Origin of the sequence: Actinocrispum sp. NPDC049592, from assembly GCF_040675465.1 — a bacterium.
In the GTDB taxonomy this organism is placed as follows: Bacteria; Actinomycetota; Actinomycetes; order Mycobacteriales; family Pseudonocardiaceae; genus Kibdelosporangium.
Genome location: NZ_JBFAPA010000011.1, coordinates 165,208 through 178,745, shown reverse-complemented (window position 1 = coordinate 178,745; position 13,538 = coordinate 165,208). Strand labels below are relative to the sequence as shown.

Below are 13,538 nucleotides of genomic sequence, written 5' to 3'. Positions count from 1 at the left end.
TCCTCCTAGGCCGGGCTGCCGAACGGCTGCCAATCGCTCCACGAGTGGTCCGTGCGCTGGAAGCGGACCCAGGTCTGGTCGGGCCGGATGGCGTGCGCTTCGAGGCGGCCGTCCTGGTTGGTGGACAGGTCGGCGTCCGAGCCGCCCGCGCCGATCCGTTGCCACGAACCCCATCCGCCGTTCGCCGCGGTCTGCGCCCGCTGCCACGACTCGTCCGGGGTCACGGCCACGGCGGTGATCAACCCATCAGGGTCACGTCCCGCGGCTAGCCGGGCTGCCGAAGGACCACCTGATGAGGTGAACGCGGTCCAGTCACCGCTGGTCGTGCCTTGGTATCGGTGCTGCACGCCGTTGCTGGTCGCGAGGAGGAGTTCCAGCCGGGCGTCTTGGTCGGGCACGACGGCCAGGTCGGTGCCCGCGGGACCGATGGGCAGCCACGGCCCCCAGCCTGCGTTCACCGCGTACTGGTCGCGCTGGAAGGTCCCGTTGGCGCCGCTAGCGAACAACACCAGCGTGCCAGCGGCCTCACGGCCCAACGCGAGCACGGCATTGCCGGGGCCCTGCTCACTCTGCCAACCAGACCACGTGCCGCTAGTAGTCCGCCAGCGGTGCCGTATGCCGTCGGCAGCCGCTAGGAACACCTCCAGCCTGCCGTCCTCCGACGGACCGACCACGATGTCCCGCCCACCTGGGCCACCCGTGTCCTGCCATGTGTCCCAAGGCTGGCTGTACTGCCAGGTTCCCTGAGCATTGGTGGCGAACACCTCCAGGGTGCCGTCGGCGTTGCGGCCGACCGCGAGGGTCGCTCCGGCCGGGCCGCCGGCGTTCTGCCACGCGCCCCAACCCGCGTTGATGGCTGTCTGCGAGCGGTGCCAGACTCCGTTGGCCGCAGCCACGAACAGCTCCAGACGGCCGTCCTTCGCCGGTGCCGCAACGACTTTGCCGGACGACTGGTAGCGCTGCAGGTCGTTGCCGGGCCGGGTCGCCCGTTCTATCTGCAAGCCGGTGAAGTCGGCGGAACCGATGACCTCGCTGACAGCGGTCACGAACAACCCGGCGTCCATGCGGGAGGCGGCGTTGGGCACGTCGGCCTTCCCGACCTGCTGCCACTGTTTGCCGTCGCTGCTGGCGTACCCGGTGAACGAACCGCCCGACTTGGTCAGCTTCAGCCACGCTGTCGTGGCGGTCCACGCCAGCGACACCGTCTGGTCGATGGAACCGCTACCAGTGCTGTCCCACTGGAGTGTGACCCCGTGTCCTGGGGTGCGTGCGAGCACGACTGCCGGGGACTTGGCGGGAACCGTGTTGCGGACGAGGAGCCCGGCCCTCGCCCAAGGAGCCGTGTCGTCTTGCCGAGTGACAGTGGTGACTACCGATTCGCCGTTGCCTACGGCGTCCTGTCGGTAGACCGAGGCGAACTCCTGAGTGCCCTTCCACAGATCCCGGCCGGCGGCGAAGATCGTGTACCGCTTGCCTTGCTGGGCAACGCCGCCTGTTGTGGAGGCGTGCGTCTGGTTGGGTGCTTGGGGCGGCAGGCCGACCCGTAGCACGCCTGTCTCTTGCGTCTGGCGTGCCGTGGTGCCGTCGGTGTAGTCGGCCGTGGCGGTGAGTTCGGTGACGACCATCGCTGTATCCCGCGGGAGTGCTGACGGCGTATACCGCCACGTCGTCGTGACCGACGCGCCTGGGGCCACTTCGGCGAACGTCGTGGTGCCCACGGCAGTCGCTCCAGTGAGGACGATACGTACCCCAGTACGGGGACGACCCGGGTCACGGTTGGTGAACCGCACGGTCACCTCGGTTGCGACATCCGGTGCACAGAACTGTGGTGCGACGACGTGCAACGCGCCCTGCCCAGGTTCTGCGGTCAGCTCAGCCACGATTTGCTGCACGACGAGGTACGTGTCGCCGACGGGTTGCGTCGGGTACGTCTTGGTCTCGTGCGTCCACGCCTCGCTCGTCGCGGCCCAGGCGTCGGGCTCGCTGGACGGCAAGCTGGTGTCGCCCGTCGCGAGCCGCCTTGCCACATCAGCGAACCAGGCACTCCACCGTGGCCGGTAGAAGTCGGCCAGCAGGCCGTTCCACTCGCGGTTGGCGTACTCGCGCAGCCGTGCGTAGGCCTTCGGCGTCCAGATGGTGATGATGCTGCGGGCGTCGTACTCCAGCTGCGCCTTCTCCTGCGCGGTCTCACCCCACGAGCGGGCGGCCGCCAGCCAGCTGCCCAGCAGCCAGTATTCGTTGGTACCCAACAGTTTGTCGGTGAGGTCGAGGTATCGCAGGAACCGGGCCGTGAGGGTCTGGAACTGCGGGATGTCCTTCGCCTCGTGCGCGGCCCGGATGTCCTCGAGCAGCTGCCTGGCCCGGTTGGCGAGCAGCTGACGGGTGACATCGACCAGGTCGTAGCGGTACGTCGGCAGCGTACGCAGTGCGGGGTCGGCCGCGAAGAGGGCGACGAAGGCGGGGATGAACAGGTCGAGGTCGTACCGGGGGCTGGCCGGCGCGGTCCGGGACGATCGGGTCACGGTCAGGTTCGGCAGGGCGGCGAACGGCGTTTCGTACGGCCCCTCACCGTCCGCCGGTTCGGTTCGCCGGAACCGGTATGCCGTGTCCAGCAAGGTCTGCCAGGCGGCTGCGGCGTGCGGGTCGTCCACGCCATAGCGGCGGCGAGCGTAGTCGTGCACCCACTCGCTCAGGTCCAACGGCGCATCCCGCCAGGCCGTCTCACCCCACAGATCCCCGGTGATGGGGTTGTGGTGGTGTGCCTCAGCCATGGCTGCTGTGCCGCGTAACCGTCCACGCTCGGGCAGCTTGCGGACGGCGGGCAGGGTCTCGGCGGGTTCATGCAGGCTGCCGAACATGCCTAACCTGCCCCCGAAGTTGCCGATAGACCCCCAGGCCCACGGGGCACCCCAGTAGGCCGACGTGGTCCGCCATGTCTCCGTGGTGTCCGAGATCAGGTCGAGCACGAGGAGACGGTCGGTGTCCAGGGCCTGCACCAGTGCCTGACGCGGGTTGCCCGCCCACCCTTGTAGTGCCCAAACCGAACTAGCAGGCATAGCAGCCTGTACTGCTTGTGCGGCCTGCGCGAGTGGTACGTCGCCGGTGGTGCCGCCCTCGTGCAACAGGTCGTTGGAGTAGTGCGTGGTCACGCCGAAGTGGGCGGCCTGTGACTCGTAGAACGCCTTGGCAACGCGGGGATACAGCGGGTCGGTAGTGCTCAGCCAGTCCGGTCGCGGTTGGCCGTTGTAGTCGCCCTGGGGGAGCACCTTGGCGCTCGGGTTGGCCGCGGCGAAGATGCTGCTGGGCACGTGCCCGATGTACGCGGGGAACACGGGCGTGATGCCCAGCTCCCGCATCCGGTCGGCGATCTGCGCACCCAGCTCGGCGCGGCGCTGGAGGAACCCGGTGGTGACCGACCCGCCGACCGAGATGCTGCCGTACCAGACCCACGGCTGATGGGCCGAGTACGGAATCCACGTGAGCACCTGGCTGGGGCTCAGGCCGAACCGGGTGAACGTCTCGTACCAGACGATCTCCTGACCCACCAAGGACAACGCTCGGTTCACCCCGCTCGCGGCGAGGTAGTCCAGCTCACGCTCCCAGTCCGACCAGCTCCAGTACGGCGTTGTGTAGCCATACACACAGAAGTTGTAGGCATAACGGTCGGTCAGCTCGGTGCGTCGGGTGACGTCGGCTGTGGGCAGCTGCTCCGGCAGCGTCAGCCGGTCGCCGTTCCAGGACACGTGTGCACCCGCCACGTACTTCAGCCACCAGTGAAACGCCGACACCAGGGCGACCGTGTTCGTCCCCGCCAGCTCGACGCGGCCCGTGCTCCCGCTAATGGTGAAAGCATCGCCGTCGGCGGACAGCGTCGACAGGGTGAACTGGGCCGCGCGGGCCGTGTCACCACCCAACAGCCGCGTGATCGCCGCCCTCGCAGCAGTCGTGTCGGCGGGTGCGGCCACGGCCCTGCCTATCGGCACCAGGCCCGCCACGGCGACCGCACCCGCTCCGGCCAGCAACGTTCTTCTGGACACCCCGTTGTCACGCATCGGCACCCCAGGCTGACATAGGACATACGACATTGGTTGTCTACACCTTAGGTGTACCCGTTGCGCCGAGAAGACCCCGCTGACCTGGGACGGAACAGAAAAGGAATCGCGAGGGAAGTACCACGGCCGACGCTGCACCGGGCATTGGAACGGTTCTAGCAGGGGGTTCGCGTGCGTAGGCGCAGAGCTGGCCTTGTCGGTTTGTTGTTGCTGCCGGGGTGGGCGCTGAAGCTCGGGGCGGCGGTGCTGGCCATCACGATGGTGATCAGCGTGTCCGGCGACACCATCCTCGGTGGCGCCGAACGGGAGCGGCAGGCGCTCGCGTCGCTGCACGGCCCGGGCCAGCGGTGGGGTTCGGCCGAGCAGGCCGGTGACCACATCACCGGAAAGCCGAACAACAGGTCGCTTCCGGACACGGTTCGCAGCCGCTACCCGAAGCAGGTGTGGAACCAGGACGCCGGGAACGCCGCGTCGGAGGTGGCGGCGCCGGCGCAGGAGCCGCACGACGGCTACGACGCCGGTACCAGCAAGGAGATCCCGGAGGCGCGCAACGCCAACGAGCGCGTCTACAACAACACCGACGGCACGCAGACCACGGAGTTCTCCACCGGGAAGCTCAACTACCGCAAGGACGGCGCCTGGACGCCGATCGACCCCACCTTGGTCGCCGCTTCCGGCACCGGCTGGCGCAACAAGGCGGACGAGATCGACCTGCGGTTCGCGGCCAACGCCGCCGTCCCCGACCTGGTGACGCTCAAGGTCGACCCGGACCACGAGGTGTCCTACTCCCTCGCCGGCGCCGCGCAGTCCGCGCCGAAGGTCGACGGCACCACCATCACCTACCCCAACGTCCAGTCCAAAGTAGACCTCAAGCTGGACTCACAGCCCGGCGGTGTCAAGGAGACCCTGGTCCTGACCGGCCCGGACGCGCCGACCACATTCACCTTCCCGTTGCGCCTCAAGGGTCTGACCCCGCGCGTCGACGGCCGTCAGGTGGTGTTCACCGACGCGTCCGGCGCCCAGCGGGCCGTGATCCCGGCCGGGACCATGATCGACGCGCACGACGAACTGTCCACCGGCGTCGGCTACAAGCTCAACCAGGGCGCGCTCGAGGTGTCCGTGGACCCGGCCTGGCTGAAGGCCGCGGGCCGCGCGTTCCCGGTCGAGGTCGACCCGACCATCCAGCTCCCGGTCAACGGCGGCACCGCGGACAGCAGCCTGGCCGTGCGCAGCGGCGGCTCGTCGTCGGGCGCGGACGAGTTCAGCACGGGCCCGTCGTCCGCCGGGTACATCAAGTTCACCGATCTGGTGAACCGCCTGCAGTTCCACACGATCTTCGGCGCCCAGCTGTGGCTGGTGAACTTCGACGCCGAGTCCTGCAACCCGCGTCCGGTCAGCGTGCACCCGGTCACCGAGTCGTGGAGTTCCGGTGACAACCGCAGTTACCCAGGTCCCTCGGTTGGTGGCGCCCTGGCTACGCGGTCGTTCGCGCACGGGTACATCGCTTTCGGGCAGCCGGGGTCGGCGTGCCCGCGGTCCGGTGAGCTGTTCAACCTCGGCGCCGGTGGCCGGGATCTGGTGCAGCGTTGGGTGAACGGCGACCAGGCCAACAACGGCCTGTCGATCCGGGGGTCTGCCAGCAAGCGGTTCACCGGTCAGAACACGGCCAACCCGCCGCGCCTGTATGTCACGCACAGCCCGTATAACGCATCCTACAAGCTCGTCGACCCGCGTCCGAACCCGCCCGTCCTGCAGAACCAGGACGGCAAGGTCAAGATCACCGTCACCAACAAGAGCGCCAGCGCGTGGGCACCCAGTGACTACTACCTCGCCTATCGTGCCTACAAGGCCGACGGCACTGCTGTGGGTCAGCAGCGTTCCGCGAGCCTTAGCGGGTCCGTGCCGCGCAACGGGAAAGTGACGCTGGACGCCACCATCAAGGCGATGCCGCCCGGCAAGTACTTCCTCGACTTCACCATGGTCCGAACGGGCGGCCCGGTGTTCACCGACCACCAGGTCCCACCTGCCCGGATCGTGCTGCAGGTGTTCGACATCCCGCCGGTCGTGCAGGAACTGTTCCCGCCCAATGGGTATCAGGCGCCGACGCTGACCCCGCAGCTGTGGGCACGTGCGTTGGACATCGACGCGCCGCCGAGCTCGTCGCTGCAGTTCAAGTACGAGATCTGTGAACGGGACGACGCCGGTAAGCCGGTCAACTGCGTCAACTCCGGCTACGGCACGAAGACCGCGTGGACAGTGGGCTCCGGCACACTGAGCTGGTCCAAGCAGTACATGTGGCGCGCGTTCGTGAAGGACGCGACGACCGAGGTGCCGTCGCCGTACTCGGTCCTGCTGACGAACGTGCCGCAGCCGGAGATCACCGCACACGTGTCGTCCGCGCCGGACGGCATGCGGGAGCAGGACTTCGACCCACAGACCGGTAACTACACCACAGCTGCCGTAGATGCGACGGTAGCCACAGTAGGCCCGCAGCTCACGTTGACGCGTACGTACAACAGCGTCGACCCCCGTCGTGACGGGCTGTTCGGCGCCGGCTGGACGAGTGCGTACGACATGAAGCTGGTCGCCGATGACGACGGCTCGGGTAATGCCGTGGTCACGTACTCCGACGGCCAGACCGTCCGATTCGGACGCAACGCCAACGGCACCTACTCCGCGCCTTCTGGCCGGTCAGCGTCGCTGACCACGGACAGCACGGGCTGGAAGCTGCTGGACAAGTCCGGCACGACGTACACGTTCGCGGTCACCGGCAAGCTGACCAAGATCACCGATATCTCCAACCGGTCGGTGAACCTGACCTACACCAATGGACTCCTGAGCAAGGCCCAAGTATCCACCAGCCAGTCCAACACCCAGGGCCGGTCGCTGTTCTTCACCTGGACTGGCAACCACGTCACCAACGTCAAGACCGACCCGGTCAACGGCACCCCGATCGCGTGGAACTACACCTACACGGGTGATCTGCTGAAGCAGGTCTGTGGTCCCACCACGGGGTGCACTAGCTATGACTACAGCCAAGGCTCGCACTACCGCAGCACTGTGCTCGACACGCGCCCCGAGTCGTATTGGCGCCTGGGCGAGAGCGAGGGCACACAGGCCGGTAGTGAGGTCGCGGTCAACCTCGGTAAGGACACGGGTACCTACAAGAACGTCATCCTCGCCCAGCCGGGGCAGCTCGCAGGCACTACAGACACTGCAGCCTCGTTTAACGGCACGACATCGTCCGTGGACCTGCCCAAGGGCACGGTGAAGAAGAGCCGCGACGGTGCGATTGAGCTGTGGTTCAAGAACTCCATCACCGGCACCGGCGGCCCGCTGATCGGGTACCAGGACAAGGCTCTCGGGTCCGCGTCCACTGTGGGCGTACCCGTGCTGTACGTCGGCACGGACGGCAAGCTGCACGGCCAGTTCGCCACGGGGTCGGCCGCGCCGATCAACTCGGTCGCGACGGTCAACGACGGTAAGTGGCACCACGCCGTGTTGTCGTCGATGGGCACAACGCAGACCCTGTACCTGGACGGCGTGAAAGCCGGTGAGTCGACCGGCAAAACCATTGACCACACCCTGTTGACGTTCAACCAGATCGGCGCGGCCTACGCGTCCACACCGGCGTCATGGCCGGGCTGGGGGAGCACGGCACAGCGGTCCTACGACGGCCTGATCGACGAGGTCGCGATCTACTCCGGCCCGCTCGGCGCGGCCTCGGTCGCGGCGCACTACAAGGCCGGCACCATCCAGGCGGACCAGATCAGCAAGGTCACGCTGCCCAGCGGCCGGGTCGACGCGGTCACAACGTACGACACCGCGCGCGACCGCGTGAAGGAGTACGTCGACAGCGACGGCGGCACGTGGAAGGTCGGCGCACCAACGGTGTACGGCGGTGACACGGACCTGCGGCGCAGCGTAGAGGTGCTCGACCCGGGCAACCGCACCAGCCTGTACGAGTTCGACGCCATTGGTGGTCAGTTGCTGCGGCTCGGTATGCCGTTGGGCATGGAGGCCCGGCCGGAGGACGCACCCGGTGAGCCCAAGGAGACCCCGCCAGACCCCGTGCGCACGTGTACCCAGCCCGACCCGAAGGACCCCGCGTTCTGCACGGTGATCCCTAACGACTCCGGCGGCCCCGTGTTCGTGCGGTACGGCGTGGACGGCGTGAGCATCCGGTCGTTCTTCTACGACGACAACGGGCAGCTGAACCAGGTCACCGACGAGAACGGCGACTCCACGTCGATGACGTACGACGCGCGCGGCAACGTGACGTCCACCAAGACGTGCCGCGTCAGCTCCACCAACGAGTGCTACACGTCCTACAAGACCTACCCGACAACGGTCACCAACGCGTTCGACCCACGCAACGACCTCCCCACGGAGTCGCGGGACGCGCGTTCGTCGAGCGCTACCGACACCACCTACCGGACCCAGTACACCTACCACTCCAGTGGTCAGTTGGCGTCGACAACGGCGCCTGACGGCAGCACTAGCTCGAACAAGTACACGACGGGCAGTGAAGCCGCGGTCGGCGGCGGCACCGAGCCCGCCGGCCTGCTCGACTCGACCACGAACGGCCGCGGCAAGGTCACTCGGTACGCGTACTACAGCAACGGCGACGTGGGCAGGGTGACGAGTCCGCTGGGGCTGGTAACCGAGTACACGTACGACGCCATCGGCCGCTTGGCTACGCGCAAGGACACCTCCGACAGCTTCCCGTCGGGTGTGGTCACCACGTACACGTACGACGGCATGTCCAGGCTGCGCACGACCACGTCGCCAGTGACTACCAATGCCGTGACGAACGTGCAGCACCAGCAGAAGATCACCAACAACTACGACCCCGACGGCAACGTGTTGTCCGTTGAGACCTCGGATGCGTTGGGCCACGACACGACGCGCACGACGTCCTCGCAGTACGACGAGCACGGCCGAGCGATCACCGTCACCGACCCTGAGGGCGGTGAGACCGGCTACGACTACGACGTGTTCGGCAACGTCATCTCGAAGACCGACCCGAACGGCAACCGCTACGACTTCGCCTACACCGCTCGCAATGACCTCGCCGAGGTGCGGCTGCGCAACTGGCACAGCGACCCCGAGGGTGTGCCGTCGCCGGGCGAGTACCTCGTGGTGGAGTCGCGTTCGTACGACTTCGGTGGCCGCCTGGCGAGCACGACCGACGCCATGGGCCGGCGCATCGAGTACGAGTACTACGACGATGGCCTGCTGCACCGGTCCGTGCTGAAGAAGTTCCACAACCCGGACGGCAGCACGCGCGACTTCGTGTTGGAGGACCACACTTACGACGCTGCCGGCAACGTGACCAAGAAGGTCACCGACAACGGCAAGACCGTCACCACCAGCAGTCCGGACAAGCTCGGCCGCGTCCAGACCGCGACCGGCGACCCGGGTGGGCTCACCCGTGTCACGTCGTTCACCTACGACGGCAACGGGAACGTCAAGTCCGTCACCAGTACGGGCAAGCCGTCGAACGTGCCGTGGGTGACCGGCAACAGCCAGGAACAGGTGTCGTACGACTACGACGACGGCGACAACCTGATCCAGGAGAGCATCACCAGCGGCTCGACCACTCGCGTCACCAAGACCAAGTTCGACCAGCGGGGCCTGGCAGTGGCCACAACGGACGCACGTGGCACGACGGACCCGACGGCGTACACGTCGAACATCGCGTACGACGAGCTGGGTCAGGTTGTGACGTCGACGGCACCGCCGGTGTCTGTGGAGAGCAACGGCAACCCCGCGAGCGTGCAGCGGCCGACGGCGTCGAGCGGCTACAACACGTTCGGCGAGCTGACCGACTACAAGGACGAACGCGGGTTCGTGTCCACCACGGCATACGACCGCAACGGCCGTGTGGTTTCGAAGGCAGCTCCGACGTACAACGGCCGTACGCCAACGGTGACCACCAAGTACGACGGCAACGGCAACGCCGTCGAGGTCAAGGACGCGCGCGACAACATCGTGCGCAACGCCTACGACCAGCTCGACCGGCTGGTATCGGTCGACGCGCCCGCGTCCACCAACGACGAGCGTGCGGTCACCAAGTACGCCTACACCCGCTCCGGTCAGTTGCTGTCCACAGTAGATCCGATGGGTGCGCGGGTAGAAACGACGTACGACGACTTCGACCGCCCGGTGACCGCGACTGAGATCGAGCGCAAGCCGACGGCGGGCGTATTCACCACGACCACGACGTACGACGACGCGGACAACGTCACGCTCGTGACAACGCCACAGGGCGCCGCCACCCGCAACACGTACGACAACCTCAATCAGCTCACGAAGACCATCGACCCGACCAACGTGACCACCGAGTTCGGCTACGACTACGCGGGCCGGCGGGTGCGGGTCATGGACGGCCTCGGCCGTACCAGCCAGACCGTGTACGACCAGTTCGGCCAGAAGGTCGCGGTGAACGACATCAAGGCCGACGGTTCGGTGCTGCGCACCACGTCGTACGGCTACGACATGGTCGGCAACCTGACCACGATCACCGACCCGAACAAGGCCGTGCGCACGTACGCGTACGACGCGGCGAACAACATGGTCCAGCAGGTCGACCCGGTGGATGCCACCAAGACCATCACCACCTCGTCGGGCTACGACGCCGCTGGCAACCGCACCAGGTACACCGACGGCCGCAACAACGCGACCATCACTACCTACAACAGCTTGGGCCTGCCGGAGTCGACGATCGACCCGAGCACCCAGGCGCATCCCAACGACCGCACGTTCACCGTCGGCTACGACCTCAACGGCAATGCTGTGTCGCTGGCTGCGCCCGGCGGTGTGTCCACGCAGCGCACGTTCGACGCGGCCAACCGGCCGACGCTCGAAACGGGCACCGGCGCGGAGTCCCCGACCGCGAACCGCAGTTGGGGTTACGACCTTGCCAACCACCTGATGTCGGTGAGCGCGGTCAACGGCACCAACACGTACACCTACGACGACCGTGGTCACCTGCTGTCCACAGCGGGGCCTGGTGGCACTGCGACCTACCGCTACGACAGCGACGGCAACCCGTCGAGCCGCACCGACGCGTCCGGCACGGCCACCTTCAGCTACCCGAAGGACCGGCTGGAGTCTGTTGCGGACGGCCTGACCGGCACGACCCAAAAGATCGGGTACGACCCGGCGGGCATGGTCAAGACGGTCGACTACGGTTCCGGCCGGGTGCGGACCGTCGGCTATGACGACCTCGGCCGGCTCACGTCGGACACGTTGGCGAACTCGGCGAAGACCACGGTGTCGTCGATCGGCTACGGGTACAACCCGACTGACACCATTGCCAGCAAGACCACTACAGGCATGGCAGGTCCCGCGAGCACGACGTACGACTACGACGCGTCTAGCAGGCTCAAGAGCAGCACGGTCGGTGGCGTGACTACTGCGTACGAGTGGGACGACGCGGGCAACCGCACCAAGGTCGGCGGAAAGTCGGCCAGCTACGACGAACGCAACCGTCTGCAGTCCGACGGCGACAGCACCTACGCGTACACCGCGCGAGGCACGCTGAAGTCCAAGACCACCAACGGTCAGACGCAGCAGTTCGGGTTCGACGCGTTCGACCGGATGGTGTCGGCGGGTGCGCAGACGTATGCGTACGACGGGTTCGACCGCGTCGGCTCGCGCAACGGCACACAGTTCACGTATGCGGGACAGGGCAACGAGGTCGTCTCCGACGGCTCCGAGACCTACGCCCGCGGACCCGAGGACGAACTGCTCGCTGTGGGCACCGGCGGCGGCAAGCGACTGTCGCTTTCGGACAACCACGGTGACGTGGTCGCCGGGTTCGACCCGGCCGACAACACGCTGTCCGCGCTGTCCGACTCGACCGGGTACGACCCGTTCGGCAAGGTCACCGGGCGCACCGGCAACACCGGTTCCCTTGGCTTCCAAGGGGACTGGACCGACACAGCCACCGGCCAGGTCGACATGGGCGCCCGCTGGTACGACCCGAACACCGGCGGTTTCGCCTCGCGCGACAGCGTCGACGGGACCAACCGGTACGGCTACGGCGCTTCGAACCCGGTGAGCAACAACGACCCCACCGGTAACTACTGCGCCACACTGCCGTACGTGCACAGCCCCATCTGCGCGACTGTGCCGAAGCCCAAGAAGTCGTGGTGGGGCTGGGCCAAGAAGGGCGGCAAGTGGGGCCTGGGCCGGATCTCGCTGGTGGGCACCATCATCATCAACAAGATCACCATCAGGGGTATGCCCGAGTGCACTGACCTGCACAGCTGGGACTACTGCATGACGATGTTCGGCAACTACCCCAGCTACAGCACGAACGCCCGCGACCAGTTCTGCGACACGCACTCCTGGACATCCCAATGCGGTGGCAACGGGCGATCCCCGTGGACCCTGCCCAACGGTGACCCGAGTACGGACACCGACGACGACTCGGACACTGATACTGGACCCGGAACCGACGATGCCGCTAAGCGTGCAGCGGAGGAGCGGTACCGAGCCTGGTTGCGTGCCAAGGCGATCTCCGACCATGCGCGTGCGGAGAACGAGGCCGGGGCCAAGCACACGCCGATCCCGGTGGCCCCGGGCGCGACCAAGCCGGTCACGTTGATGCCGACCCCGGTGTCGTCGTCGCCGAAGCTGCCCGCGGGCAAGGTTGCCACGACACGGGATGTCGTCAAGGACGTCAAGGCGGACGCGGAGGCGATCTACCAGAACGCCGTGCGTGCCGTCGGTCAGCTACAGCAGAACGTGTCGAATGCCGCCCAGGTAATCGTCACGACCATCTCGGCGTTGACGAACCCCTACGGGCCGCGTGTGAACAACGGCGGTCGTAGGCGGCAGGACTGTCGCCAGCAGTTGCCGTCGCCGAACTACATGCCGGTGGACTCCGCGCACGGCAACCGCGCCACGGGTGTGGAGGCGTGCATCACCCAGCTGTCGCCGGACCGCAACGCGGCCATGTACGGGCCTGGCTACCGTTGGACGCAGAACTACGTGAAGCTGAACTTCGGTGTCAAAGCCAGCTCGACGATCAACTCCTGCCATCTGCTCGCCTCGCAGTTCTTCGGCGATGGCAGCAGGCCGGAGAACGTGGCCACATGTAGCCGCGCGGCGAACTACCACGTTCGTGGCGTGGGCCGGTTGCACGACAACATGTACCGGTTCGAGAGCAGGGTCGCGGCCGCCGTGCGCGGTGGCCAGGACGTCTACTACAAGGTCATCCCGAGGTATGCGGGCGAACGGACCGTGCCGGTGTCGTTCGAGGTGACCGCGGAGGGCTACTACCGCGACGGCAGGCCCGGCGGCATCAACGTGCACGACGTGGTGCCGAACATCTTGTACAACCCCCGTGGGCGCCGGGGCGGCACACCCGGCGCGATCAACCTCGGTCTGCTCAACGACCTCAACGGCCGGCCCGCTCCGGTCGGGAACATCCGGTAACCACGCGGAACCACCGCGGATCCACCGCAGAAAAAG

Annotated in this window: 2 protein-coding genes; one reads left to right on the top strand and one right to left on the bottom strand. The window is 67.0% G+C overall.

Features of this window, described 5'->3' with window-relative positions; translation table 11 throughout:
• Positions 1 to 5 precede the first annotated feature (5 nt).
• Positions 6 to 4,052, bottom strand: coding sequence for an alpha-N-acetylglucosaminidase TIM-barrel domain-containing protein (locus tag AB0J95_RS26880; RefSeq protein ID WP_364763315.1), 4,047 nt, complete (start codon positions 4,050 to 4,052; stop codon positions 6 to 8).
• Positions 4,053 to 4,223: 171 nt separating this feature from the next.
• On the opposite strand from AB0J95_RS26880, the gene AB0J95_RS26875 reads away from it, so the two are divergent.
• Positions 4,224 to 13,502: a LamG-like jellyroll fold domain-containing protein gene (locus AB0J95_RS26875; RefSeq protein ID WP_364763312.1), complete on the top strand. Its 9,279-nt coding sequence runs from the start codon at positions 4,224 to 4,226 to the stop codon at positions 13,500 to 13,502.
• Positions 13,503 to 13,538: the final 36 nt, after the last annotated feature.

What these genes read in the sequence shown, in the direction of transcription:
- AB0J95_RS26880 (WP_364763315.1), bottom strand. Translation starts at nt 4,052, where the DNA reads ATGCGTGACAACGGGGTGTCCAGAAGAACGTTGCTGGCCGGAGCGGGT.